Raw genomic sequence first — 24,615 nt, forward strand, 5'->3', positions numbered from 1 at the left:
GACTACATAAGCAAATACAGCATGTGCGCAGAAGACGGGTATGTATACGGTGGATATGGCCAGAGACTGAGAAATTGGTCAGGGATTGACCAATTGCAAAATGTGATTGAGCTGTTAAAAAATAAGAGGTCCACAAGAAAAGCCGTAATTCAGCTTTTTGACCGAACCGACCTTCTTGAGCAGCATGCGGATATTCCTTGCACCTGTTCGCTCCAATTTGTAATCAGAGACAACAAGTTGAACCTTATTGCCAATATGCGATCAAATGACATCTATTTTGGACTTCCCCACGACGTTTATTGCTTTACCATGCTTCAGGAAATTATTGCACGAACTTTAGATATCGAACCAGGAATTTATCTCCACGCTGTTGGCAGCTTGCATCTATATAATGAATTCCAGGGCAAGGCCAAAGATTTCCTTGATGAAGGCTGGCAATCTACCGAAGTCCCCATGCCTTCAATGCCTAAAGGAGATCCGTGGCCAAATATTCAAATCCTATTAGAAGCGGAAAGAGCAATACGTCTTGATGGAGCAGGATCTTATCCTGTTCAGAAAGACCTAGATCCATACTGGCAAGATCTAATAACCATACTAAAAATATTCAAACTATCAAAAACCGGGAATTATCACGAAGCCCGCGAACTTCAATCAATGTTAACTACCCAAATATACAATTGCTTTGTCTCAAAGTTGCTGGAAGATTCAAACCACTGAAATCTTCAGGATATATTCGAGGTTAAAATGTATGCATCACTAACAACGCTCATCGAGAAACTTGAGAACCTACACGGAATGGATACTAGCGTGATTGAATGGAGTTGTCCTGTACCCTCTTTTGGAGATCTCTCCCGATCCAGAGTCGCATCGCTAGGCCTGAATCCAAGCAATAGAGAGTTCTTGGACAAGGATGGCTCAGAATTAAATGGAAGCGAGCGAAGGTTTCCAACTCTAAAATCCATGAAATTAAGAAAATGGTCGGACGTCAATGGAACCCAGTTAATAAAGATTGCAGAGGCTTGCCAAAATTATTTCTCCGGAAATCCTTATGACAATTGGTTTAGAAAACTTGATATAATTATTTCCGGAACAAATTCTTCTTTCTACAATAAATCTAATTGTGCATGTCATCTTGATATTATTCCCTTTGCCACAGCCCAAAAATGGGCGAATTTAACACAGATCCAAAAGAAAAAATTGCTCGACAATTCCGGAGATATCCTCGGTGGATTAGTTCGAGATTCGCCTGTTTCGATCCTTATTTTAAATGGGAAATCCGTCGTAAACCACTTTGAACAAATAGCAGGTAAACGCTTAAGTTCTAAAGTAATGCCCGAATGGTCCCTGCCTAGATCAACAACAAACAAGGTATCCGGAATTGCATATTTCGGCAAAACGGAACACATTGGCAATGTCGATTTAGGGAAAACAGTTCTAATTCTGGGATACAACCACAACATCCAAAGCAGCTTTGGCGTTACCAAGAATGTAGTAGAAAATATTCAAGCATGGATTGCGCAAAAATCAATGGAGAAGCCATGAGCCTTGGGGACCAAGTAACATATATTAATTTATTAGATGGGTTTCAGAAATTCGAGAAGGAATTCAGGCCTCTTCCAGGTATTGCAAACGAGGCCGCCAGGGATTGTCTTATCCGTCAAATAATTGCCAGTCTACACCGGGTGAAATACCCCGCGAGGATTCGTCAGCGCCAGCTCAGCCCCCTATGTGCAGATCCAAGCAATTCCCTCTTTGACCCATTAAAGGCAGCGATAATTAAGGAGCGCGCTGGTGACATTGATGATGCATTCTGGCTGGTATTTTTATTTGTTCATTTTGGCAAACACCGAACAGCTGGCTGGAGATATTCGCGCGAAATCTATGGTCGCCTGGGACAGGGGGGTCTCTGGGACTGGAGTTCAACGTCAGCCAGCCCTTCTGACTTCAGACGCTGGCTCGCAAAAAATCAAGAGGCAATTCGCAAGCCAGGTGGTTTCGGCAACCATCGTAAGTATCAAAGCCTAGATGCTTTTTCTGACAACGGCACTGGCAATGCCATCCAAACGTACATAAATTGGGTGCACCCACCCCGTACTCACCCAGAAATCATTCAGGAGGCCCTGCTCGCCGCCAAACAAGACCCCTTTACCGCCTTCAATTTGCTTTACCACTCACTCGAAGCAGTTGCCAGTTTCGGTAGGACTGCGAAATTTGATTATTTAACCATGCTCGGGAAAATCGGATTGGCACCAATCGCACCCGGCACACCCTATCTTCGTGACTCAACTGGTCCGGTCCGTGGTGCGAGCCTTTTATTCGGGAAAGCCCCTATTGGCACTCTTGAGCAGTGGGCGATCGAATTGGATTCAATTCTCCAAATAGGCATGCAGGCGATGGAAGACTCAATCTGTAATTGGCAAAAATGCCCCACCACCTACATTGCGTTTACCGGATGACTGATTACCCCCATTGATAGCGCCGTTTCAGGGAGTTCAGACGGTTGTGCGGGAGCACCCCAGCATGCTGTAGCTGACCGACAACCACGCCGGGAGGAATATCTATTCGCAGCGAAAACCTAATAATATCCATAGGCATCAATCGAAGATGAAACAACTCATCCCTAAATTCATCCGGGATCAGGACCTTTTCAGCAAATTGGTTTGCTTCAATTTCTTCTTTAGACAAGCATGCTGAACCCTCTTCTTCCACGAATAGGCACGCCTGGTCGTGCAAAATGAGGTGGCCCAATTCGTGGAACAGGCTAAACCAGAAATGGTCATCAGATAAAAATCGAAAGCTGAGCAACAATAGAGCCTTTGTGCTGGAAACGAACCGCGTTGCGCCGCTTACGGGACACCCTTTGGGAGCCCTTACCGCTACGACCGCAACCCCACACTCTGCACATGCTTTCTGTATCTGCGGAAAAAATTCTTCCGGGTTTTTAATTTTCGCCATTTGCCTCAGTCGGGGCAAGGCATTTACAAGCCGATCACGATCCCAGGGTGCACATTGGATTTGTTCCGCTTCGATTTCACCCTTTCGCAACCACGCGGTGACGGCAAGGGGTTTAGGTTTAACCTTCAGTGATTTTTTAAAAGCGTATCGAGAAGCCAAACCATCAAATGCCCTATGCCAGGCTGCCACATTTGGCACACCAAAGAACCGCAGACAAGCCAAATAACTGAATGAGGGGTCAACGCATTTCCTCATCCACTTATATTCCACCATGTCCCCTAAAGGTAAATCCTGAATCCAATCCGAATGTAGTCCATAGAGACGCACAAGATCTTCTCTGTATTGGCATTCTCTTGCCATCCAAAATTCAGTAGACCCCCCAAGCAACCCCGCCAACTTCCCAGCCAATGAGAAGGTGATTGGAAAACTACCTTCAACCATGCTTGATGCTTGATCTGGGGTTACGTTCAATGAAGCAGCCAATTGATCTCACTAGTGTCCGGTTAGATCTCCAGCGGAAACAATGGTTTAGAGATCCACCCATTGTCGTTTTGGGGTTCGGGCTCCGCAAAGGCGCGCCGAAGCTCGGTTTTCTCGAAGACGGAAACTGAAAAGACCTGGAGCAAAGTGTACATGGAGGCCTCGATTTGCAGTTCCTTCTTGGCGATAGCGATCAGGGCATAGGTGGCCACGGCGCACCAAACCTGCGACTTGACGGCGTTCTCGCTAGTGCCCAGGAACCGCTTGATCCGCAGGTGCTGCTTGATCCACTTGAAGAACAGCTCCACCATCCACCGTTTCTTGTAGAGGGCGCAAATCGTCAGGGCTGGGAGGGCCATGTTGTTGGTCAGGAAGACCAGCGTCTTGCCCGTCTCCGGGTCTCGAAAGCGCACGCGGCGCAGTGGCTCGGGATAACCCCGCGAGGCGTAATGGCCGTTCAGCGCGATGTGTTGGTCGCAGATCACGCCCTGTTCCCGGTCGGAGGGCGCAGAACGCAGGCGCCGGGCATCCATGCCCACCTTGGCGCGTGTCACGAAGAACGCGCCGCTCGCTTGGAACCGATGGAGGCGGGCGAAATCGATGTAGCCTCGATCCATGACATAGAAGGCACCCGGCTCGACGGGAAGGATGTCCAGGACCCGCACATCGGCCATCTTGCCCGTGCTGATGTGGATGAAAGTCGGGATCGAGCCACGCAAGTCAATCATTGTGTGGAGCTTCACGGCCGACTTCGTGCTGCGGAAGTGGGCCCAGGGGAAGAGCGTCATGCACAGGTCGATCGTGGTGGAATCCAGGGCGTAGACCGTGGCTTCGAGGTCCAGGCCCAGGTCATCCCCGGCGTAGAGCTTGCGGGCCTTGTTGATGAGGAGCTGGGCCAGTTCCGCCCATATTCGCCAGTCGCGCTGTTCAAGCGCATCCGCCAGCGTGGAGCGGCGAACTGGCTGGCGGAAGCCCATGCCATAGAGTTTGTTGGGATGGGCGGCCAGGCATGCCTCCAGGTCGCGCAGGCTTTCGCGCCAGGTGAGCTGCACGAAGGCCATGGCCCGGAACTGCTCGGTGCACGGGAAGGTGCGAACGCCGTAGTCTCCCTGGTGTCGCCGAACGATTCGGTCGAAGCTGGTCCATGGCACCCAGGCCATCAGTTGGGCGAAAAGCGTCTTGCCCGAATTCATCGGCGACCCCCTCTACACCATCCTGGGGGCACTGCGCAAACGCCGTTTCAAATCGACACCAAGGTTTTGCGCCGGGATCGCGTTGAAATTACAGGCGCTTTTCAGAAAGATGCGTTAGGGAACCAGACGCCAGTGTTCGAAGGTAGATACTTTTTCTTGCTCCCTGAAGGAGCCTAATCAATACCTGGTCTCTGCCTGCATGGGAAACGATTGTGGCTGGTGAAGGTTCCCCTTTGTTAACGGCAAACCAGGAACCGAAGAACCCAAGACCCGCCGCTGCGATCAATTCCACACATCGGATCCATTTCACCCTGCACCACCCCTTCCTGACCCCCAGGCCCCCGCAACGGCGCCCCAAGGCTTTCCTCGGGCCACTCCACCCCCCGCAACCGAATAGCCGTCATCAGCGCCTCACTGGGGCGCTCCGGGAACGTCCAGTCCATGCCCGACGGGTCCCACCTGGCCAACATCCGGAGCCGGAACTCGACCTCTCCGTTGGCCCCAACCACCGCACCGGGCTTGAGCACCTCCACTACTTCCGTGACACGCCGGCGCCCTGTGCCCTCATCCAGCGCCTGGTAGAGAATCACATCGATCGCATCCCCGACCATCAAGGCAACCGCCTGACTGGTAAGCCCCCCCACAGGAGCCATCTGCGCAAGCACCTGCAGCTGCCTGAGCGCAGAGGCAGCATCGTTGCAGTGGATGGTCCCGAACCCACCCCCATGGCCACTGCTGAGGGCCCGGAGGAGAAAGAAGGCCTCCTCCCCACGGACTTCCCCGACCACGATCCGGTCTGGCGTCATCCGCAGGCAGTTCCGGACCAGGTCGCCGATGCCCACGGGGGCCACGCCTTCACGGTAGGGCTCCACAGTCTCCAGGGCCACCCAGTTCGGGTTCTGGACCTGCAGCTCCCGTGCATCCTCCACCGTCACCACCCGCTCATGGAGCGGGATCAGCCTGGACAAGGCGTTTAGCGTGCTGGTCTTGCCAGCCCCAGTGCCGCCACCGACGATGATGCTCTTCCGGGCCAGCACCAGGCTCCGGGCCATGGTGACGATGGCCGGATTCACGCTCTGGTATTCCAGCAGCTTCTCCATGGTCATCGTGTCCCGCGGGAACTTCCGGATGGTCATGGAGGCCTTCTCGCAGGCCGGCGGGATTACGATGTTGACCCGCTCGCCGCCCGGGAGCCGGCCGTTCAGGATCGGACGGTCCTGGTGGATGCGGCGCTGAATGACGTCAGAAATCCGGGTGCAGGCGGTGGTGAAGTCCTGGAGATCCGCCCAGCCAGTGCCCGTCACCTGGCGGTGGCCGCGGATGCCCTCGCCTTTGATCCAGATATCGTCCGCCCCGTTCACCTCAATCTCGGTGATCCGCTCGTCCTCCAGGAGGTCCCGCACGGGATGCAGGGCGCTCAGCAGGGACGCGTCCCAGCGTTCAGGGTTGCGCAGGGGCATGGCGGGCTCCTTGGGCCGTGATCTGGTCCATGACGCGGGCACACCCCAGCGTCCACGCCAGGGCTTCCTTGGCGGCCTCCTCAACCCCAGGTTTGGCCACGGCATAGCGGAACAGGAGGGTCCCCGTAGGGCTGGCAACCTGCAATTCCAGGCATACCCCCCGCTCAGGCTCCCGGGCCGAGGGTGACAGCACCGCTCCCACGCAGGCCCCCTTGATCCGGATGGGCGCCGAGGGGTCCACCTTCCAGCGTCGCTGCCGGGCCAGAGCCTGGAAGGCCCCATCCCAGGCGGTGGCGGGAATGCCCGCCGCATCCGGCGTGACAGGCCGGACCCCCAACCAGGCCACCCTCTGACCGACCCACCGGAACCCACCGGCATGGTAGAACCCGAGGGCGGGGTTGCCCTCCAGCTTGCGGTAGTCCTCCACCCCAAAGAACCGGCACAGGCTCTGGGATTCCTCCCGGGCCTCCTGGGATTGCAGGAACGGTTCGCGAACCCCCAGGGCCCGCCAGATCTCAGCGGGGCCCCGGGGAGGCTCCGGAACCGTCCCCTGCCCCAGGACGGCCAGGCAGATCACCAGCGTCGTTCCGCCGGTCATGGGCGCCCCTTCATCCACGACAGGTCTCCGGTCGCCATGAAGGGCGTCAGCATCACGTCCTGGGTGAAGTACACCTTCAGTTTGGTCCCCTCCCGGATGGTCACCGTGGGCACCACGTTGCCGTAGCGCTGGATGACGGCATCGGCGACATGGTTGAAGTTCTGCGAAGTCCGGGCCATCACCAGGTCCCGCGCGGACGGGTTGTCCCCGGCCTGGGGGCTCTCCACCTTGGCCGCCAAGCCGTCGAACACCCCCAGGGCTATGGCCGCGCCGAACTGGAGCATCAGGTGCTGGTTGAACTTGTCCCGAACCCCAAGGCTGCCCAGTTGGTCCATCCCCGGGAAGGTCCGGGAAGGAAAGTAGGCCACCCGCGGCGTCTCCTCCGGGTTCCGGCGCGGGAACACGATCTTGTGAAACCGTACGTATAGCCGCGCCTGCTGCAACGACTGCACCCTCCCGGCCGTGCCGTAGACCTTGGCGCCGGCCGGGACCAGCACCTGCTTGCCGTCCAAGCTCACGAAATCCCGGGCCACCTGCGCCATCACCGGCGAATCGGCGATGTCTGACTCCACCCGGTTGATGGTGACGCAGTCCAAGAACTTGCCTTCCCGGACGGTGTCCGTGGCTCCGCTCCCCCCGCCGATGCGCATGTCGGCCACCTCGCCGGGAGGGGCGGTCTGGCTCGCCGTCTCGGCCGGCATCCGCTCCGGGGCGGCTGGGCTACCCGCCCCCATGGACTTTTCGGCCAGGGCTGTCAGCCGTTCCATGGAGCGGACGCTGGCCTCCGCCTGGGCGTCTTCCGCCGTCCTGGGCGCTTCGTCGCCGCCCCCCCTGCCCTCCCGGTCCGCGCGGCGGCCGGCCCATTTGGCTGCGCGGCTGGTGGTGTAGCCCAGCATGGAATCCCGAAGATTCTGCCGCTCCTCCTTGCGCGCCTCCCGGCGCTCCCGGACCAGGCTCGGATCGGTTTCTGTTGCTTCCTGACGCCAGGGTTGGCCACCCTCCTCCCGTGCGGGAGATGGACCGGGCCGAGCGGCCTGGATCGGCTCCAGGGTTACCAGGGGCTGGTTCTCCGGCAGGTCCCGGGGATCCACCTTCGGCGGCACGTAGTTGCCCAGGGCATCGAACTGGTAGCCCGTGCCCACCTCCTCCTGGCGCATGCGCGACACGCCGGATTCGGCCCGGTCCTTGGCCGCCTCCGCCCGGGCCGCGATCCGGGCCTCTCCCGGCGCCTGCGGCCGCCCAGGACCCTTCGGGGCCGGCCGGAAGGCCTTGGTCAGCAGGAAGCCCAGGCAGCCCACCCCCACGAGCCCGCCCGCCACCAGGGCAATGATTCCATTCCGCCCGGCCAAAGAGCCGGAGCCGGGCTTTCGTTCAGTCGTGATGCTCATGCCGCCCCCCTCACTTGACCCGGATCCAGGCCTGCTCCTTGCCCAGGATCAGGTGCCACCTTTCCCCTGGCCGCAGGACCTTGTTGATGACGTAGCAACCGTTTTCCAGCTCGTAGTTGACCTTCTCCGGCTTGCCGGCCTTGTCCAGCAACTCGATCACGGCAAGGTCGCTGGCCTTGGGCATGGACACGAACGTCTGAACCCGGTCGTCGACCACCTTCTCGATGGCCATGCCGCCGCTCCAGCCGTAGCGCTCGTTCACGTTCTGGAGCAGTTGCTGCCGCCAGGCCTGGAAGTCGGCTGTGGCCTTCTCCTGGGCGAATTTGCGGGCGTAGGCGGCCTCCTTGGCCACCTTCCGCTGGACCTGGGCGTTGACCAGGGAGCCCTCATCTGCGCCGTCCAGGTAGATCTGAAGCACCCCCGGCACCTCCTGGCGGTCAGGCACACCCTCCACCTTCAGGGAGATCCTCAGATTGCTGGGCTCGGTCTCGATGTGGATGTATGAAGTCCGGCCCACGGCCTCGGGCGTGTTGAGGGCCTGAACCACCACCCGGTTCGTGTCCGGGGTGCTCTCCGCCTTGAAGAACGATTTGTCGAACCAGATGTTGTGGGCAGATTCCCCCTGGGGCAGCTCCACCACCGCCGGTGCGCCGGGGATCAGCCTGAGGCCGTAGATCCGGCTGGGCAGGTAGGGGAGCTTTTGGGTGTCCTGGGCGGCCAGCGCCACTGCGGTGGACAGCAGGAGCATGGAAAGACGTTGCATGGTACTTCTCCTCAAAGGGTTTCCGGGAAGGTCCCGTCCACGATGGTCAAGCCGGCCATGTTGTCCGGCGTACGTGGAACCTCCTTCAGAAACAGGGTGAACAGGACCCGTCCCCCGGGCTCCTCCTTGCCGTCGGGCAGGATGAGCAGGGTGTCGAAGGACACCAGGACGGAAAGCGGCTTGCGGCTCTGGATGAGGATCTGCGGTTGGTGGCTGGGATCCCCTTCCACATTCACGACCCGGCCGCTGACGCCCCTGTCCACCAGCGCCTTGCGCTGGGCCAGGCGCAGGCCGCGGCGGACCACTTCCCGCGCCTTGGGCTCCACCACGCGCAGGGCCAGCCCCAGCTTGTCCTTAACGTCCAGGGGGGTCCAGGCATGGCTGTCCATCACCCAGCGGCGAGCAAAGCCCTTGATGTCGACCTCGGTCCGGGCCTCCCCGGCCCGCAGGAGGCTGGACGGATCAGCCTGCACCACGTTGCCCAGGTGATCCTTCACGAAGCACCAGACCGTCTTCTGGTCGTTGCGGTAGGCCAGGTATGCCACGACCCCCGCAAGCGCGAGGGTGACCACCAGGAGCAGCAGGAGCAGCCAGCGGTAGACCGCCAGGGCGGCATTCTGCCGCCCCCAGGCCAGGATGAAGGCGTCGTCGTGGGAGCGGGGATCGTGGGCCATGGGTCCTTTCTCGGGTGATGTCATCAACGGCCGCCCTCCCCGGGCCTGACTCCCAGGGCCTCGGACACGGCGGTGCGGTTCGCGGAGACGGGCATCTCTATGCGTGGCGCACCCACCACCGTGGACAGGACCTTGCCTACCCCCCGGCTGTGCGCCGCCGACACGGCGGCCACCGCGGACCGAATCGGGGAGGGCACGGCACTGGCCCCGTAGGCCTGAACCGCAGCGCTCAGCAGCTGGCTCAGGAAGACCGGGGTGGAACGCACCACGGCGAAGGCGCAGAGCGGCCCCAGCATGGTGAAGATGAAGTGCATGGCGATGTCCGACCCGTCACCGAAGACCATGTCGGAACCGGCCACCATGTCCGTGATGCCGGTGAACACGACCCCGGCCATCTTGGCGCCCAGGCCCAGCATGGGCAAGTAGAGAAGGCCGTATACCAGCCAGGCCTTGGCCCATACCCAGAAGATCCCTTCCGTGGCCTCGTGGGCCAGGAACGCGATGCACAGCGGCCCCAGGGTCAGGATGAGGGCATTGATGCCCAGCACCCAGAACCCCTGGATCAGGATCAGGACGGTGATGAACATGCCGGCCAGGGTGGAGAGGACCACCGCCAGGGCCGAAACAAGGGCATCCACGGACCAGGCCATGGCCTTGCTCCACCAGGCCTGGTCCTGCTCCCCCTGGCGGGTGGCGGTGATCTCGGCCTTCTTCACGTCCTGGTTGTCCTGATGCAGCTTCTGCAGCTCGTCCTTGGCATCCAACTGGCCGCTCCAGATCTCGTACCAGGACCCGGCAAAGCTGGTCATGAACGTGGGCAGGGCCGACCGCGCGAACCCGTCGAACATGGGCCGGTAGCCGATGAGCAGGGCCAGGCAGAAAGCCATGCGCATCCACCACCGGCTCTTGAAAAGACGGCAGGAGCCCGGTTCCTCAGCCATTTCCCCGGCACCCTGCACCAGGTGGAAGAACACGCAAATAAAGAAGACCCCGAGGGCCACCCGGGTGATGTCCTTCTCCAGGACCAGGGAGGCGACTTCCAGAACGTCGTTCACCAGTTTGTCCATGTAGAAAGTCGGTCGGCTGTCGATAAGCATGACCTCTCCAGGGCGACGAGATCGCCAGGCGGTTGGTTGTTGGGTCGGTTTAGCGCCTACGCGTGAACCGGGAGCCGAGGGTCTTGAGCCCGCGCGTGTTGCCGCGGATCCAGCCGCGGTCAAGGGTGTCCATGAAGGCCTTCTGGGCGTCGTTCTCGCCAACCAGGAACATGATGGCCTGCTGGTTCTTCAGGATGAGGGCATTGCCCTTGAACTTGGCCTCGGTGGCCTGGAGCTCGGCCTGGAGGCTGGCGACCTTGGCCGTGTCCACCGGGGACTGCTTGTTGGTCGCCTCGATGTCCTGCTTGATCCGCTTGATCTTCTTCACGTCCTCGATCAGTTCTTTGTTCTGGGTCTGGAACTGGCGAAGGATCGAGGCCTTCACCCCCTTGGCCTTCTTGGACTGGCGCAGGAGGGATTGCACCTTGGCCCGGTACCACGGGTCGTTCGCATACCGGGGGTTGAGAAGCATCTTGTTGTAGAAGTCCAGGTTGTCCCACAGCCCCTGGGCCTGCTCGGCGGACATGACCGTCAGGGTCGTGCAGCGCCGGAGCTCGTCGATGCCCTGGATGCCATCGAACCAGGGACTGTCCGCCAGGCGCAGCACGTCCACCCAGGCAAAGCTCCGCCAGTCCTTGAGTCCCTGGTAGGCGGCCTTGAAGGCCATCAGCTGGTCGCCGCCGGTTTTCACGGCTTGCCGCCACTGGGACATGATCTGGATGTACTGGGCCATGCGCTGGGCGAAGGCCGCTCCGTCATGGAACACCCAGGCCTGGGCCGGGGTGAAGCTGGCCGGCACCACCGTGGCCCACCCCGCCACCAGGACCACCCGCCTGATCGAAATCCACATGGCTCCCCCCGTCCTCAAACGATCCCCCGCGCCTGGGCGTAGGCGCCCACCAGGCGCAACCGCAGTTCCTTGCCGGCAAGGGTGCGGCCCTCGCAGGCCGCCACCAGGTGCCGGGTGCCCTCCACCATCCCGTAACGCCGGAAGAAGGCCGCGCGAAAAGCCTTGTCCTCGGCATCCGTGGTGGCGAACCAGTAGGCCGCGGGGGCGATCTCCACGGTCAGCGCCCGCACATGCCCACGGCGATTCCAATACAGCACCTCCCGGCGGCGCTCATCCTGCTGGAGCCCCTCGTGAAGCCGCCGCTGGTGCTCGGACAATCCCAGGTCCTCCGCGAAGAACGTCGGCTCCGAAAAGCCCTTGTACAGGAACATCTCGGCCATGGTCTGCAGGAGCTTGCGGGCCTCCCCGTTCTGGATGTCGTTGGGGGTCTGGGTGCTCAGCACGACGAACCCGTTGAATTTGCGGATCGTGCGGAACATCATCTCCGCCATTCCGAAGAAGGACGGATCCGCCAGGAAGGACCAGGCCTCGTCGATGATCACCGCCTTGCGCTCCTGCAGAGCGCTGGGGTTGGTGATCCGGTTCCAGATGACACCCATGAGCGCGGCCACGAAGGGCTTGGCCAGGAGCGGGTCGTCCTCGATCCCCTCCAACTCGAAGTAGACGTATTTGGCCGACGAAACAGTGTCCACCCCACTATCGAAGAACTGGTCCCGGGGCGAACGGGTCCATAGCTCCACGGCGTCCACGAACTGGGGCGCTTCGCTGCGCAGGAAGGTCAGCAGGCTGGACAGGGGCCGCGGCGCGGGCAGCCTGCACTCCGGGTCCTTCTCCATCGCCCGCAGATACTGCGTGCACTGATTCTCGAAATCCCGGAAGAATCCGCCTCGGCCCGAGGACCCGCTGCCCTTGAGGGCACGATCCAGGAGGTTCTTCTGGGCGGGGTCCAGCACCCTGCCCTGCCCCACCAAAGCATCCAGCCATGCCTCGAAGAACTGCTTGGTCTGCTCCACGGGACAGGCCAGGAAGCCCCCGTCAGCCATGGGCCGCAGGTAGATCCCTTCCCGCTCCTGCCGGGCCTTCTCCTTCAGGGCCCAGGCCAGGGGGCACGGGTTGAACTGGAACTGCCCGCCCCGGATGCGCATGGAGGCGACCTCGCCGGGCAGTTCCTGGCCCAGCAGCTCGAAGATGGGCCCGTAGCTGTTGCCCTTGTCCAGAACATAGGCCTGGCTGGGGAACATCGCGTTCCCCACCAGGAACATGTTCATCAGGAGCGACTTGCCGGAGCCCGGCAGGCCCAGGACCGCCTTGTTCCAGCTGGGTTCCTTGGGGGTGAAGAGGCTGTAACCATAGGCCCCGCCCTTGCGGTCCCCGAAGATCATGAAGGGCCGGCTGTCCCCGGCCGCCAGGCGGTACAGGAAGGCCGAATCGCCGACGTTGAGCGAGGTCACCAGGTTGAACCGCTGGCAGTAGCTCCCGTTGCCGGGGATCGAGCCCAGGTCCGCGAACAGCCGGTGCCGGGCCCCCTCCTCCTGGCAATCCGCCCCGAAGATCAGCTTCATCTGGGACTGCACCTTGGCGGCGCGGTCCTCGAGCTCGCTCAGGTTCTCCCCGTCCACCAGGAGGTTGAAGTACCAGTTGAAGGGCGCGGCGCTGTCCATGCGAACTGTCCCCAGGAAGTGCCGGGCCTCCGCCTCGTATTCCGCCGCGTCCCGCTGGCGACCCGCAAGGGCTCCCGCGAACCCCTGGAAGAGCTCAATGCGACGCGACATCCTGGAGAACTCCCGGGACCGCCAGGTCTGCGTGATGGTGAAGGGAAAGGCCAGCTCGTCCTGGAAGCGCCGGAACACATAGCCCACGCTGATCCGGGGCGGGACCTTCCAGGTGAGAACCTTGGTGGGCCGGCCATTGGTGCGATAGACCCGCTCCGAGGTGTCCCGGTGCGATGCGCAGGCCTGGGTCACAAGGGGCAAGCCCGGGTCAAAAGGGGGCGGCTCCGCTTCGGTGCGGTTGGTGAGACGGTAGAGCGCGTCATGGCCTTCGGCTTCGCTGAGCATGCACAGGCCGAACCCCATGCGAGGCCGCCCCGTCTGGAAGGCCAGGAGGTTCTCCTCGAAGGTCTTGAGGACCCGGCGCACGAAGCGGGCCTGGGCCTGGAGCTCCCCGAGCCGGATGAGCGCGGTCTGGGCCGCATCTCGCAGGCGCCAGCGTTCCTGCTCCTTGAACCGCGGGGCGAAGTGGATCGCCCAATGGATCTCATCCTGGTAGACCACACGCCGGTCCCAATAGTCCTGGGTGGTTTCGCAGAGGAACCGCAGGGCCGCCGAATCCCGCGTGGGCTTGGTCAGCGAAGGCGCGGCGCCCCGTCGCCGCCGGAAGATGTTCTGCACCTCCCAGCACCCGCCCCGGAAGTCGCTGTCCTGGTTCTCCGGGTTGAACGCGTCCGCGGCCCGCCGCACCGCGTTGGAGGCCATCTCGATGCCCTCCTCCCCCAGGGGTTCAGGGTCCAGGCCCTCCATCCGGTACAGGGCCAGTAGCCCATGGTTCTTGCAGAGGATCAGGGGGCGGCTGGGATCGTAGCCCTCCTCCCGGCGGAAGTAGTCGTAGAAGAGCACCTCGTTCTCAAGGTTGCTCTCCAGATCGTTCCAGTCGCGAAACAGCGCCCCCAGATCCTTCGCCAACCCCATTCAGTCCTCCTCCAGTTCCACGCGCTGGTAGCTGGGCGCGTAGCTGGCCACCCGGTCCTGGAACCGGTGGACCATCCGGAGCTTGAGCATCGGCAGCACGATCCGGTCCTGGGCGTGGACCAGGTGCAGCACCAGGCCGCAGGCCGCCGTGGCCAGGGCCCAGACAATGGCCCAGGCTCCGCTCCATTGGTTGACCAGGAGGGCCCCGACGGTGCCCACGGCCACGAGAATCAGGACCTGATGCACCGGCACGCCCAGGATCTCCGGCGCCCCGTGCAGGTGGCGGTAGATGAAGGCTTCTCGCATGGCCGGCCCATCACACGTAGGCGGCCGCGGCGCCCAGGAGCACCGAGGCGCCCACGGTGCCGATGAGGTACCAGAGAGCGCTATCGTCCTTCTTGGAGAACTTCACGGCCGCGAGCACCAGGCCGCTCACCATGACGGTCGCGCTCATGACGCCCAAGGCCACCGGTCACACCTCCAGGATCGCGGTGGAATTCCAGCAGGCAGCGGTGGAACCAAAGGCGCCGACGCCGCCTCCCGATCTCCATGGCCTGTCGGAAACGCATTGGAAGGTGGCGACGCGGCGCTACAAGGCGATCGAAGGGCTGCGCTCCCAGGAATCCGGCATGGAGGCCATCCTGGAGCAAGCCCGGGCCGCGGGCGTCCACTTCACCACCTTGTACCGCTGGTTCCGCCAGTTCCGGGCTGGCGATGAACACGTTTCCGCACTGGCCCCGGCTGGCGCCCCGGGCGGGCGGGGACGGAGTCGCTTGGATCCGCGCGTGGGAGACCTGATCCAGGAGGTTCTCGAGGCCTCCTTCCTTACCCAGCAGAGGCTGAAGGTCAGCGCCATCCAGCGCCTGGTTGAGGCGCGCTGCAAGGAGGCCGGGTTGCCGGTGCCGGCCTACAACACGGTGCTGGCCCGGGTGCTGGAGATCCCACGCTACGATCGCATCAAGGCCCGGATCGGCGCCAAGGAGGCCCGGGAGGCGGCAACGATCCACCGGGGCCCCTTCGTGGGCGCGGAATACCCCTTCTCCATCGTGCAGATCGATCACACCCCGCTCGACATTATCCTTGTGGATGAAATCGCCCGCATGCCGATCGGAAGGCCGTGGCTCACCCTGGCGATCGATGTCTACAGCCGCATGGTGGCGGGCTACTACCTGACGTTCGATCCACCCGGAGCCCTCTCGGTGGGGTTATGCCTGGTCCACACAATCCTCTCGAAGGAAACCTGGCTCAACAAGTTCGGCCTGAAGGCCTCCTGGCCGTGCTGCGGCCTGCCTACGACGATCCACGCGGACAACGGCAAGGACTTCCGGTGCGAAACCCTCCAGCGGTCCTGTCTGGAACACCGAATCAACATCGAATGGCGGCCTATGGGGCGGGCGAATTACGGTGGGCACATCGAGCGCCTCCTGGGGACCTTCCTCAAGGAGATGCATCAGTTGGCCGGCACCACCTTCTCGAACGTGGCCGAACGCGGTTCCTATGACGCCATGAAGAACTCCGCCTTCACCCTGCGGGAGTTCGAATGCTGGCTGGCCAACTTCATCACCGGCAACTATCACCAGCGCCCGCACGCGGGATTGGAAGGCCAATGCCCGCTCATGCGATACGAGGAGGGCATTGTGGGAACGCCCACGCAGCCCGGCAGGGGTCGGCCCTCCCGTGTGAGGGAAGGCCGGAGGCTGCTCCTGGATTTCCTTCCTGGAATCCAGCGGACGATCCAGGAATACGGCGTCCAGATCGACCGGATCACCTACTTCTCCGATGCACTTCGCCCACACGTCCTGGTGGTGGATCCGGAGCACCCAACCCAGCGGCGGCGCCACCTGTTCCGCCGAGATCCCCGGGACATCAGCGTGGTTTACTTCCTCGATCCCAACACCCAGGCCTATTGTCCGGTGCCATACCGGAATACGGCGTATCCGCCGATCAGCATTTGGGAGTTGCGGGAGGCTCGCCGGCGGATCCAGGAACGCCACAAGGGCCAGATCCAGGAGCCGATGATATTTGAGTCGATCCGGAAAATGCGTGAGTTGGAGGAGACTGCCGTGGCCACCACCACCAAGGTCCGCCGGGGGCGGGCCCGGAAGAAGATCCACCGGGAGACCTCGATCCACCAGCCGGTGTTCGTGGAAGGGAGACCGGAGAAAATGGAGCCCGGCCCAGGCCAGGCCACCGTGGATCCGGCCTGGCCCCAACAGGTTCTGCCCTTTGAGGAGGAGGATCCGGAAACCCTCTTTGCCAAACCGATCAAACCCTTTGCCGTGGAGTCGTGATGGCGACGGCATGGCCCCACCTGGGGGAGCAGGCTCGGGAGGTGATCGAGAAGGATGACCGGGCTCGAGTCTACTTCGCCCGGGAACCCCACTGGGTCTCCTACCCCAGGGCCCAGCAGGTGCTGGGGCTGTTCCAGGAACTCCTGGAAAGGCCCCGGGTTCCGCGCTCCCCCTGCTTCCTTCTACTGGGCGCCACCAACAACGGGAAGACCGCGCTGTTCCAGCGGTTCTGCGACCACCACCCCTTCCAGGACGATGGCCGGGGAAACGGCAGCCTCCCGGTGTTCTACATCTCGGCGCCCCCCATCGCCGACGAGAAGCGGTTCTACGACGCCATCCTGGAGGCGATGGACGTAAGGCGTCCCGGGTCCACGGTGGCCGGGGCCCAGGCCAATGTGATCCGGATCTTTCGTGCACTGGGCGTCCAGATCCTGTTCGTCGACGAGATCCAGCACCTGGTGGCGGCGGGCGCGATTCGGAGCCGGCAGATGATGAGCGTCCTGAAATACATGAGCAACGATCTCCAGGTCTCCATCGTGGGCGCCGGGGTCCAGACGGCCTTCCACGCCATCCAGAGCGACGATCAGATGGCGAACCGGTTCAAGCCGGTCGTCCTTCCCCGGTGGGAGCTGAACGAGGAATTCCTCCAGCTGCTGGCCTCCTTCGAACTCCTGCTGCCATTGCGGAAGCCCTCCCACCTGACCGACAAGGATCTGGCGGTGCGGCTCCATGGGCTGGTGGACGGCAAGATCGGGGAGCTGGCGACCCTCCTTGCCGATGCGGCCGTGGAAGCCATCCGGTCCGGCCAGGAGCGCATCACCCTGGGTTCCATACGCCAGTTGGGCTGGGTGTCCCCGGAGGCCCGAAAGCATGCAGCCGATGGCCTGGGGTAGAGGAAATTCCTGCCCGAATTCGCCCATTTTTGGCGGCGACTTCTGCAAATTTATGGGTCAAAAACCAAACAAGCGAGCGACTTTTAGCACTGACTTCTGAAAAATGGGGCCGTAACCCCAATGACATTTAGCCGTCACTTCTGAAATTCACAGCAACCATTCCGGCCACCATGCTTGGCCACCGCCAACAAGATCTCGGTTAGGCAAAACCCCCAGCGGATTTTGTGTCGACCGCTTGCGAGCACATGGAATCGACGCGGCCCCTTCGAAGGTGTGTTTCCGGCAAGCGTGCGTGACCGGGTGAGTTGACGGCCGATAGCCTCGTGGAGTCCCTGGAGGCCCCATGACGCGGCATCGGAAACCCCCTTCGGCGGAGTTGCTGGCTCCGCTGCGCCGCCAAATCCAGGAATGGCGCCGGACCCGGATCGGGCCCGGGCCGATACCCGATGAAATTTGGGCTGGCGCGGTGGCTCTGGCCAAGGAATACGGCGTATGCCCCATCGCCCGGGCCCTGCCGGTGGATTACACGGCGTTGCGCAAGCGGGTGGAGGCTCGTCAGGAGGGCCGCCTGATGAGGCCTACCTTCATGGAGTTTCCGGCCCCGCTGACAGCAGTGGCGGCGGCAGCCACCACCATCGAGGTATCCGCCCGGGATGGTGCCAAGATGCTCATCCACCTGGAGGCTGGCCACAGCATGGACGCCGCCGGCATCGTCGCCGCCTTCCTGGGGAGCCGCGGTTGATTCAGATCACCCCGCAGATGCGGATTCTGGTGGCCGTCGAGAGCGTGGATTTCCGCCGCGGCATCGATGGCCTGGCCCAGGTCTGCCGGGAGGTGCTGGGCGCCGACCCGTTCTCCGGCACGGTATTCGTTTTCCGGGGCCGGTCCGGCACCTCCATCCGCTTGCTCATGTTCGATGGCCAAGGGTACTGGCTCTGCATGAAGCGGCTTTCCAAGGGCAGGTTCCGGTGGTGGCCGCCCAAGGCGGGGTCCGCCTCCGCCCGGCTCATGGCCCACGAACTCCAGGTGCTCATCTGCGGCGGCGATCCGCATGGCGCCAAGGTCCCGGCAGCGTGGCGCCCCCTGCGGCAGCACCTGGACGACCATCAATCTAAATAATTGTTTCAATTCGATTTATATTCGCTTGTACCGTTTTCGGATTGGCCCACATTGGAGGTATGGCCCACAACAAACAGCGCAAGCAGGCGGCACCGCCTCCGCGGCGACCGGAAGTGCAGTTCCAGGACATCCCGGCCGAGCGGTTGCGCAACGACCTGGTCCAGATCCGGGAAACCATGGGCGAAGGCGAGGTCTACCACGACTTCAAGATGCTCCTGGAGACCATGCTGCTGGTGCGCGACGAGACGGGCCGCAAGGACGTCAGCCTAGATCGCCTGAAGTTCCTGTTCTGGGGTCCGAAAACCGAGTCGTTCGCCGCGGTGTGCCGGAAGGCCATGGAGAGCCAGGCCGGCCGCCCCAAGGAGAAGCGGGAGAAGCCCAAGGGGCACGGCCGCAACGGCGCCGACGACTTCCCCAAGGCCAAGCATGTCCAGGTGACCCTGGAAGGGAATGCCAGCGGCGAACCCTGCCCGCATTGCCCCAACGGCAAGGTCTATCCCCTCAAGGAGCCCTCGCCGTTGCTGCGCATCATCGGCGTGGCGCCAATCCAGGCCACCGTCTTTGATTTGGAACGGCGCCGCTGCAATCTGTGCGGCGAAGTGTTCACCGCTCCGGCGCCGGCGGAGGCCGGCGAGGCCAAATATGACATGAGCGTGGCCGCCCTGCTGGCCCTACTCCGCTACGGGGCCGGGCTACCGATGAACCGCATCGAGCGGCTGCAACTGGCGTTCGGCATGCCGCTGCCGGCCTCGACCCAGTGGGAATTGTTGCTCAAGGCAGCGAACCTGCTGGCGCCCGCCTACGCGGAACTCACCCGGCACGCCGCCCAGGGCGAGGTGCTGTTCAACGACGACACCGTCATGCGCATCCTCGAGAAGGCCCCGCTGGAGCGCAAGGCCACCTACACCAGCGGCATCCTCTCCCGGGCTGGGGACCACCGGATCGCCCTGTTCATCACCGGCCACCACCACGCCGGCGAGAACCTGGAGGCGGTGCTGAAGCAGCGGGCCGAGGGCCTCGCCGCCCCGATCCAGATGTGCGACGCCTTGGCCGCCAATACGGTGGGCGAGGCCGGGGACCTGAACACCATCCTGGCCCACTGCCTGGCCCATGCCCGCCGGCGTTTCGTGGAAGTGGAGAACCGGTTCCCGGAGGAGGTCGAGCACCTGCTCGGGGAGCTCAAGGTGGTCTACCGCAACGATGCCCAAGCCCGCCGGGAGGGCATGGACCCCCATGCCCGACTGGCCTTCCACCAACGCGAGAGCGGCCCGGTGATGACCGGGCTGGAAGCCTGGCTCCGGGACCAGGTCGAGGGCGGCAAGGCTGAGCCCAATTCCGGCCTGGGCCAGGCCATCGCCTACATGCGCAAGCACTGGCAGCCGCTGACCCTGTTCCTGCGCGAGCCGGGAGCTCCACTGGACAACAACCTCTGCGAAATTTCCCTAAAACGGGCCATCATGCACCGAAAAAACTCCCTGTTCTACAGGTCAGCAACGGGGGCCCGGGCCGGCGACACGTTCATGAGCCTGGTCCACTCGGCGGAGTTGAATGGCGTGGAGCCGTTCGAATACCTGGTCGAGTTGCTGAAGCACGCCGACGACGTGGACCGGGAACCGGGCCGGTGGCTGCCATGGACTTATCCGGCGGCACCGACTTCGGCATGACGGACGCCTAAAGTTGGGAGGTTTTGGTTGAGTGTGGGTCGCTCACGTGCGCCCAAACTCGGATTTCAGCAAACGACGCTCACATCAGGCAGCCCTGCCGGAAACACACCTTCGAAGATAGTCTCGGAGTGTTGACCCGCGCCCCAATTTCCTGGACCACCAAGAGGGGGTAACCATTGGTAGGCGTTATGAACCCGTCCAAGTTATGCCTACGGCGAGCCGCTTCGCAACAGCCGGCGAAAGGGGGTGGATTATGCATTGCTGCTACTCAAGGCGGAAGCGTCACGTGAGGAGAACGCCTGAGAAGTCTCTAGACTCAGGTCAAGGTTGTGGGCAGGGATTGGAACCGTAAGCGGGCGAAAGCCCGTTTCCCGTAGGCCGTACCCCAACGTGGAGATCAGCAGGAAATCTATGGCCCTGTCTATGGCCGAGCACGGGCCGCAGAGCATGGAACTCGGCCATCCCGAACTGAGGATTACGGGTGGTTTGTGGGGTAAAGCCATGTGTTTAACTGCCTTGGCTCTTCTCCCGTTCCTCGCATCATGGAGCCCAGAACGCTTTTCCGCTGCTCCTCAGCGAAATTCAAGGCACCGGCGATACAATCGAACAAACTGGATGCAGGAAATACCGGCATAAAACTGTTTGCAATTCGGGGGGCCTGATCAGGTCGGCCAATCGAGCATGCCGGCCCCAGCCCCCCAGAATTGCGGGTTGAACTCGTTCGCAGCGGAGCCGGCGCGACCGTTATGCGGAATTCGGGTTGGGACGAACCCTCGCCGCCCTGGAGGAGGCGCCGGTGATGCATCGGCAGCTACCCATGCATGGCTGGCGGTCCTGAGGGAGTACCTTGGCCTCGAGGTCGGGACAGACCCTCCCCATGCCGGCAGCTTTGGCCATCCGCAGGGTCACACATCTGGGCGTTGTCGGGACGGCACTCATGCGGGAGGCTGCTTGGGTGGGTCCCAGGGCCTGGGCCGGTGCTTCTGGACCATGATCCTGCCACAGTCCGGGCATTGGAGGTCGCAGCATTCCAAGGCCAGCGGGGCCTGACCCTTCTCGTCCGCGTCGGGGGCGGGCCTGCGCCAGAGGTCGGGAATAATTAAGTCGCGGAGCAGGGCCTTGGCCTTCTCCAGGGCCACCGGCGAAGCGTAGGGGCCGAAATGGCGAACCTTGGTGAACTGCTCCGGCAGCACCTGGAGCAGAATGCGGCGGAGGAAGGTGAGCACGGGAAGGGTCGCCTTGGCCTTGCCATTGGTCCGGAAGGTGACCTGGCCGTCACCGACGTCGAGGATCCGGTAGTTGGAGATGCTGACTCGGTGCACGTAACGGCCAAGGTAGGCCAGGACATGCCAGGCTTCCCGGTACGGCTGCTTGGAGTAGAGCACCCACCTCTGCTTCCAGAACCGGGCCATCAGGACGTTGAAGGCCACCGAAGTACGGCCCAGTTCGCCCTGCCCTGGGCCTCGCGCAGCAGGTCCATGGACTTGCCCTTGAACAGCGCCCCCATGCGGTGGACGTGGAACAGGAAGTCCTGGGAGGTCGGTACCCAGCGGCTGCCGTCAAGAGCCAGGCCCCCGGCGGGAAAAAGGCCATGGAGGTACGGGTGGTAGCGCAGATCCCACATCCTGGTGTGGAGCAGGAACCTCACCCCCAGGGTGGCCTTTAGGTGGGTCCGGTCCAGTTCCAGGATCGTGGAGATGGCCGCCGCCCTTGGCATGCCGGACATGGATGACCCCGCGCAGGGAGTCGATACTGGGTCCCCAGGCCGATGGCTTCGCTGATCCGCAGGCCGGCAGCATAGATCAGGGCGAAGAACAGGCTGTACTTGGCCACAGTGAAGGACCTGAGGACCCTCTCCACCTCGCCCTTGGTGAGGACCTCCGGCAGTGTGGCGTCCTTCCGGGGCATCGAGAGGAAGGCCACCTTCTCGGGTTGGCCCAGCGTTTTCCGGAACAGGAAGGAAAGGGCCGAGTAGTGGCACCGCAGGCGCTCTGGGCCGAAAGGCTAACCCTGGAGGTGTTCCACCCAGCGCCGATTCTCCTCCTGGGAGGTCCGGTCGGCCGATTTGTCGATCATCTCCTGGAACCGGCCGATCGACGCCAGGTACTGTTGGATGGTTCCCTTGGCACGACCGGCCATCCTAAGATCGGTCTCGAGTCGCGCCATTGAGGGGCTGTGGCTCATGTACTACCTCCCTGAACGTGGGGAACGGTACTGTCACACCGCCACATTCAAGGAGCCTCATTTCAGCGATTTCCGCTAGCCGGTTCTGAGGCCATCACGCTGCCGGCGCGATCCTCCTCCGCTGTGAACGCAGCCTTCGTTCAACATCCTTTGACGGCATGCCGCCCCGGAGGACTTCGTCCCAATTGCCTTTCAGACTGATTAGTTTGATCCCTTCCGCTGGGATTGGCGGAACCTTCTTTGGTGGTCGGTTCGCGGCCATGGTTCCTCCTTTTTTAATGGCCACACTGCCGCTAGCTCTCACCGAAAGCGGTCGGATGCATATCTCTAGTCTAAACAACAGAGCACGGTACATATTTCCTGAATCTAGAGTAAACAAGAGACAAGACGGATGTTGGAACACGCTAATGCATTTCATTCCAGAGAATCAACCGTTCGGCAGAAAAAGCTATTGAAAAATATTGTTCCGAATAGTCTACTAAGAACCATACCAGATCCAGCGTGTTCAATTGGCCCCAGAGAACAGTATTTGTATATTTCAGATTTTCGGCCTAAATATTAAAAGGAGGGGTTCCCGTGAGATATCAAGAACAGTTAATTTTTCACATTGCCTGGAATTCAGGCCGTGTAGAGGAGCCAAACCCAATACCCTGCAACTGAGTCGCAATTCCCTCCGTTAGATCCAGTGCTGGCAATGAGGTTCACAAATACCACGAGAGGCATTCTGGATTGCCAATGACCAATGTGCTCGAAAAGCTCGGCGAACTTGGATGGCGTCACATGGCTCGAATGAAGCTAAATAATGGAGACAAAATGAAATTTTTTCGAAGCCTTCCCGTAATTGGTCGGCCGTGAAAAACCCCTTCCGGCCGCCGGAGGCGGCGGAAGGAGCTCCGGCGCCCCATGGCAGGTCCGGAGGCCTCACGCAGCCTGAAGGCGAAGGCAGGGCATAAAGGGGGCCCACCAGGGCCGATGGACGATGGCCGCGGCACATCGGTACAGGCCAAGCCTGACCTTGGCCAGGATTTTCCGCAGGTTGTGTCCAGCTCCACACAGGAAGGCGTTCATCGCGTCGCCCTTCATGCCCTTGAGGAAGTTTCGTCCCAGCAGCCCGTCGTTCTTCATGTGGCCGATCTCGGGTTCCACGGCCGAACGCCGCCGGAGGTGTCGTTTCAGGGTGTAGCCGAGCTTGCGGGTGCCGCTGATGAGGACCCGGCTCCGTTCTACGGGGACCCCATGGGCCTTGTAGCCTCGGTCCACGAAGGTGGTCTCGGGGACCTTGCCGGTGAGCCTTTCGACCTGGTCGAGTTGGCCCTCCAGGGTGTGGCCGTCGTAGGGGTTGTCCGGGAAGGCCTGGATGCCCACGACGAAACCCTCCTTGTGGGTCACGGCCAAGCTCACCTTGACCCCGAACTCGTACGGCTTGTGGGCCTTGCCCTTGGCGATGCACTCCACCTCGGGGGCATGGAGGCTGTAGACCTTGCCCTTGGTGAAGCGCTTCTGGGTGAGGATCTGCTCCGCCAGGATGAAGATACCTTTGTGGGCCTCGAAGGCCTCATCACTCATCTTCCGTTCGACATCCCGCATCACTCGGCCTGTCATGGTCTTCAGGGTTCGCAGGATCTTCTTGGCCCGGCCGTACTGCTTGGCCTTGGCATGGCCACCATGCTTCTGATAGGCCCTGGCCATCAGTTTTCGGTAGCTCTGGCGAAGGGTGATGCCTTCCTTTTCGGCAATGCGGAGCATGGCGGCGTGGACCTTCCGATAGAGCCGGGCATCGGTCGGATGCTCCACGGCCTTGGGCTGCACCGTCGTGTCGACGATGACCTTCTCCAGGCTGCTCTCGGTGATGACGCCAGCCTTCATCCCTGCCGTGATCGTTGCCTGGAGCAGCTTCTCAACGCCCTCCTCGCCAATGCGCTGGCGCCAGCGGGACATCTGGCTTGGATCAATGGGCAGGGCATGCTGGAAGAACTCCTCCCCGCAAAGGAACTGCCAGTAGGGGTTCTCGACCCACCCGCGTACCGTCTGCTCATCGGAGATGCCCTTGAGGTGCTTGAGGTAATGGAGGCCCGCCATGAGCCGGATCGGTACTGCCGGCCTTCCGTTGTCGGCGCAGTACAGGGGGCCGAATTCCTCCGCCAGGTGGTCCCAGGGGATCGTGGCCGCCAGGCGAACCAGTTCATGGTCCATGTCCAGGGCCAAGTCGAGGCGCATGGTGGCGATCAGGGGCTGCTCGTGAGTCCTGGGCTTGGCTTTCGGCTTCATCGGTACACCGCAATAAGGGGGTTTGTCCCTACCTTTCTGGTGTACCAGATA

General features: G+C 61.7%; 24 protein-coding genes. 8 read left to right on the plus strand and 16 right to left on the minus strand.

Annotated features, from left to right (window positions below):
• Positions 1–21: 21 nt before the first annotated feature.
• From ACZ5LB_RS08850 to ACZ5LB_RS08860, 3 genes are all read left to right on the plus strand, one after another.
• The gene (locus tag ACZ5LB_RS08850) at positions 22–717 is read left to right on the plus strand and encodes a thymidylate synthase (RefSeq protein WP_464605831.1); all 696 of its coding nucleotides are present in this window, start codon (positions 22–24) and stop codon (positions 715–717) included.
• A 183-nt stretch (positions 718–900) separates the two neighbouring features.
• Positions 901–1,542, plus strand: a complete 642-nt coding sequence (locus tag ACZ5LB_RS08855; protein WP_464605832.1) for a hypothetical protein — start codon at positions 901–903, stop codon at positions 1,540–1,542.
• Complete coding sequence (locus tag ACZ5LB_RS08860) at positions 1,539–2,456, plus strand: alpha-glutamyl/putrescinyl thymine pyrophosphorylase clade 3 protein (RefSeq protein ID WP_464605833.1); 918 nt, start codon at positions 1,539–1,541, stop codon at positions 2,454–2,456. Before ACZ5LB_RS08855 ends, ACZ5LB_RS08860 begins: the two co-directional genes overlap by 4 nt.
• A 4-nt stretch (positions 2,457–2,460) precedes the next feature.
• Here ACZ5LB_RS08860 and ACZ5LB_RS08865 read toward each other — a convergent pair whose 3' ends face one another.
• The 12 genes from ACZ5LB_RS08865 to ACZ5LB_RS08920 form a co-directional block, all read right to left on the minus strand.
• A complete protein-coding gene (locus ACZ5LB_RS08865; protein ID WP_464605834.1) occupies positions 2,461–3,438 on the minus strand; it encodes an ImmA/IrrE family metallo-endopeptidase in 978 nt (325 codons plus the stop codon).
• 20 nt (positions 3,439–3,458) lie between these two features.
• Positions 3,459–4,628 (minus strand): IS4 family transposase, encoded by a 1,170-nt coding sequence (locus ACZ5LB_RS08870; protein WP_464602275.1) that lies wholly within the window; start codon positions 4,626–4,628, stop codon positions 3,459–3,461.
• Between the two features lie 236 nt (positions 4,629–4,864).
• Complete coding sequence (locus ACZ5LB_RS08875; RefSeq protein ID WP_464605835.1) at positions 4,865–6,088, minus strand: CpaF family protein; 1,224 nt, start codon at positions 6,086–6,088, stop codon at positions 4,865–4,867.
• Positions 6,069–6,686, minus strand: a complete 618-nt coding sequence (locus tag ACZ5LB_RS08880) for a hypothetical protein (RefSeq protein ID WP_464605836.1) — start codon at positions 6,684–6,686, stop codon at positions 6,069–6,071. The genes ACZ5LB_RS08875 and ACZ5LB_RS08880 overlap by 20 nt, the downstream gene beginning before the upstream one ends.
• Positions 6,683–8,074 carry a TraB/TrbI/VirB10 family type IV secretion system protein gene (locus tag ACZ5LB_RS08885; RefSeq protein ID WP_464605837.1) on the minus strand — a complete coding sequence of 464 codons (1,392 nt, stop codon included), beginning with the start codon at positions 8,072–8,074 and terminating at the stop codon, positions 6,683–6,685. The genes ACZ5LB_RS08880 and ACZ5LB_RS08885 overlap by 4 nt, the downstream gene beginning before the upstream one ends.
• A gap of 10 nt (positions 8,075–8,084) precedes the next feature.
• Positions 8,085–8,837 carry a TrbG/VirB9 family P-type conjugative transfer protein gene (locus ACZ5LB_RS08890; RefSeq protein WP_464605838.1) on the minus strand — a complete coding sequence of 251 codons (753 nt, stop codon included), beginning with the start codon at positions 8,835–8,837 and terminating at the stop codon, positions 8,085–8,087.
• 11 nt (positions 8,838–8,848) lie between these two features.
• Entirely contained in the window at positions 8,849–9,511 is a 663-nt protein-coding gene (locus ACZ5LB_RS08895) for a hypothetical protein (RefSeq protein ID WP_464605839.1), read from the minus strand.
• A gap of 23 nt (positions 9,512–9,534) precedes the next feature.
• Positions 9,535–10,608: a hypothetical protein gene (locus tag ACZ5LB_RS08900; RefSeq protein ID WP_464605840.1), complete on the minus strand. Its 1,074-nt coding sequence runs from the start codon at positions 10,606–10,608 to the stop codon at positions 9,535–9,537.
• Positions 10,609–10,657: 49 nt separating this feature from the next.
• On the minus strand, positions 10,658–11,458 hold the full coding sequence (locus ACZ5LB_RS08905) for a hypothetical protein (protein WP_464605841.1): 801 nt from the start codon (positions 11,456–11,458) through the stop codon (positions 10,658–10,660).
• 14 nt (positions 11,459–11,472) lie between these two features.
• The gene (locus ACZ5LB_RS08910; protein ID WP_464605842.1) at positions 11,473–14,145 is read right to left on the minus strand and encodes a VirB4 family type IV secretion system protein; all 2,673 of its coding nucleotides are present in this window, start codon (positions 14,143–14,145) and stop codon (positions 11,473–11,475) included.
• Complete coding sequence (locus ACZ5LB_RS08915; RefSeq protein WP_464605843.1) at positions 14,146–14,451, minus strand: hypothetical protein; 306 nt, start codon at positions 14,449–14,451, stop codon at positions 14,146–14,148. It abuts the gene before it with no gap.
• Between the two features lie 10 nt (positions 14,452–14,461).
• Positions 14,462–14,599, minus strand: a complete 138-nt coding sequence (locus ACZ5LB_RS08920) for a hypothetical protein (RefSeq protein WP_464605844.1) — start codon at positions 14,597–14,599, stop codon at positions 14,462–14,464.
• Here ACZ5LB_RS08920 and ACZ5LB_RS08925 point away from each other — a divergent pair.
• The 5 genes from ACZ5LB_RS08925 (at position 14,583) to tnpC (ending at position 20,112) form a co-directional block, all read left to right on the plus strand.
• Complete coding sequence (locus ACZ5LB_RS08925; RefSeq protein WP_464605845.1) at positions 14,583–16,436, plus strand: transposase; 1,854 nt, start codon at positions 14,583–14,585, stop codon at positions 16,434–16,436. The two genes, ACZ5LB_RS08920 and ACZ5LB_RS08925, sit on opposite strands and share 17 nt — an antisense overlap.
• Positions 16,436–17,329, plus strand: coding sequence for a TniB family NTP-binding protein (locus ACZ5LB_RS08930; protein WP_464605846.1), 894 nt, complete (start codon positions 16,436–16,438; stop codon positions 17,327–17,329). Before ACZ5LB_RS08925 ends, ACZ5LB_RS08930 begins: the two co-directional genes overlap by 1 nt.
• 343 nt (positions 17,330–17,672) lie before the next feature.
• On the plus strand, positions 17,673–18,071 hold the full coding sequence (locus ACZ5LB_RS08935) for a hypothetical protein (protein ID WP_464605847.1): 399 nt from the start codon (positions 17,673–17,675) through the stop codon (positions 18,069–18,071).
• Positions 18,068–18,448: an IS66 family insertion sequence element accessory protein TnpB gene (tnpB, locus tag ACZ5LB_RS08940; protein ID WP_464605848.1), complete on the plus strand. Its 381-nt coding sequence runs from the start codon at positions 18,068–18,070 to the stop codon at positions 18,446–18,448. Before ACZ5LB_RS08935 ends, tnpB begins: the two co-directional genes overlap by 4 nt.
• Before the next feature lie 59 nt (positions 18,449–18,507).
• Complete coding sequence (gene tnpC, locus ACZ5LB_RS08945; RefSeq protein WP_464605849.1) at positions 18,508–20,112, plus strand: IS66 family transposase; 1,605 nt, start codon at positions 18,508–18,510, stop codon at positions 20,110–20,112.
• A gap of 935 nt (positions 20,113–21,047) precedes the next feature.
• On the opposite strand, the gene ACZ5LB_RS08950 is transcribed toward tnpC, so the two are convergent.
• The 4 genes from ACZ5LB_RS08950 to ACZ5LB_RS08965 all read right to left on the minus strand — a co-directional run bounded on the left by ACZ5LB_RS08950 (position 21,048) and on the right by ACZ5LB_RS08965 (position 24,564).
• Positions 21,048–21,524: a transposase gene (locus ACZ5LB_RS08950; protein ID WP_464605850.1), complete on the minus strand. Its 477-nt coding sequence runs from the start codon at positions 21,522–21,524 to the stop codon at positions 21,048–21,050.
• Positions 21,524–21,838, minus strand: coding sequence for a transposase (locus tag ACZ5LB_RS08955; protein WP_464605851.1), 315 nt, complete (start codon positions 21,836–21,838; stop codon positions 21,524–21,526). The genes ACZ5LB_RS08950 and ACZ5LB_RS08955 overlap by 1 nt, the downstream gene beginning before the upstream one ends.
• A gap of 278 nt (positions 21,839–22,116) precedes the next feature.
• On the minus strand, positions 22,117–22,296 hold the full coding sequence (locus tag ACZ5LB_RS08960; protein WP_464605852.1) for a hypothetical protein: 180 nt from the start codon (positions 22,294–22,296) through the stop codon (positions 22,117–22,119).
• A 921-nt stretch (positions 22,297–23,217) separates the two neighbouring features.
• Positions 23,218–24,564 (minus strand): IS5 family transposase, encoded by a 1,347-nt coding sequence (locus ACZ5LB_RS08965; protein ID WP_464604112.1) that lies wholly within the window; start codon positions 24,562–24,564, stop codon positions 23,218–23,220.
• Between the last annotated feature and the right edge of the window lie 51 nt (positions 24,565–24,615).

Source organism: Mesoterricola sp. MK458, assembly GCF_055384935.1.

Bases quoted from the DNA above. Each gene is read 5' to 3' on its own strand.
- ACZ5LB_RS08850 (WP_464605831.1), top strand. From the start codon at position 22: ATGTGCGCAGAAGACGGGTATGTATACGGTGGATATGGCCAGAGACTG.
- ACZ5LB_RS08860 (WP_464605833.1), top strand. From the start codon at position 1,539: ATGAGCCTTGGGGACCAAGTAACATATATTAATTTATTAGATGGGTTT.
- ACZ5LB_RS08870 (WP_464602275.1), bottom strand. From the start codon at position 4,628: ATGAATTCGGGCAAGACGCTTTTCGCCCAACTGATGGCCTGGGTGCCA.
- ACZ5LB_RS08875 (WP_464605835.1), bottom strand. From the start codon at position 6,088: ATGCCCCTGCGCAACCCTGAACGCTGGGACGCGTCCCTGCTGAGCGCC.
- ACZ5LB_RS08880 (WP_464605836.1), bottom strand. From the start codon at position 6,686: ATGACCGGCGGAACGACGCTGGTGATCTGCCTGGCCGTCCTGGGGCAG.
- ACZ5LB_RS08885 (WP_464605837.1), bottom strand. From the start codon at position 8,074: ATGAGCATCACGACTGAACGAAAGCCCGGCTCCGGCTCTTTGGCCGGG.
- ACZ5LB_RS08890 (WP_464605838.1), bottom strand. From the start codon at position 8,837: ATGCAACGTCTTTCCATGCTCCTGCTGTCCACCGCAGTGGCGCTGGCC.
- ACZ5LB_RS08895 (WP_464605839.1), bottom strand. From the start codon at position 9,511: ATGGCCCACGATCCCCGCTCCCACGACGACGCCTTCATCCTGGCCTGG.
- ACZ5LB_RS08900 (WP_464605840.1), bottom strand. From the start codon at position 10,608: ATGCTTATCGACAGCCGACCGACTTTCTACATGGACAAACTGGTGAAC.
- ACZ5LB_RS08905 (WP_464605841.1), bottom strand. From the start codon at position 11,458: ATGTGGATTTCGATCAGGCGGGTGGTCCTGGTGGCGGGGTGGGCCACG.
- ACZ5LB_RS08910 (WP_464605842.1), bottom strand. From the start codon at position 14,145: ATGGGGTTGGCGAAGGATCTGGGGGCGCTGTTTCGCGACTGGAACGAT.
- ACZ5LB_RS08915 (WP_464605843.1), bottom strand. From the start codon at position 14,451: ATGCGAGAAGCCTTCATCTACCGCCACCTGCACGGGGCGCCGGAGATC.
- ACZ5LB_RS08925 (WP_464605845.1), top strand. From the start codon at position 14,583: ATGACGGTCGCGCTCATGACGCCCAAGGCCACCGGTCACACCTCCAGG.
- ACZ5LB_RS08920 (WP_464605844.1), bottom strand. From the start codon at position 14,599: ATGAGCGCGACCGTCATGGTGAGCGGCCTGGTGCTCGCGGCCGTGAAG.
- ACZ5LB_RS08930 (WP_464605846.1), top strand. From the start codon at position 16,436: ATGGCGACGGCATGGCCCCACCTGGGGGAGCAGGCTCGGGAGGTGATC.
- ACZ5LB_RS08935 (WP_464605847.1), top strand. From the start codon at position 17,673: ATGACGCGGCATCGGAAACCCCCTTCGGCGGAGTTGCTGGCTCCGCTG.
- tnpC (WP_464605849.1), top strand. From the start codon at position 18,508: ATGGCCCACAACAAACAGCGCAAGCAGGCGGCACCGCCTCCGCGGCGA.
- ACZ5LB_RS08950 (WP_464605850.1), bottom strand. From the start codon at position 21,524: ATGGCCCGGTTCTGGAAGCAGAGGTGGGTGCTCTACTCCAAGCAGCCG.
- ACZ5LB_RS08955 (WP_464605851.1), bottom strand. From the start codon at position 21,838: ATGTCCGGCATGCCAAGGGCGGCGGCCATCTCCACGATCCTGGAACTG.
- ACZ5LB_RS08960 (WP_464605852.1), bottom strand. From the start codon at position 22,296: ATGAGCCACAGCCCCTCAATGGCGCGACTCGAGACCGATCTTAGGATG.
- ACZ5LB_RS08965 (WP_464604112.1), bottom strand. From the start codon at position 24,564: ATGAAGCCGAAAGCCAAGCCCAGGACTCACGAGCAGCCCCTGATCGCC.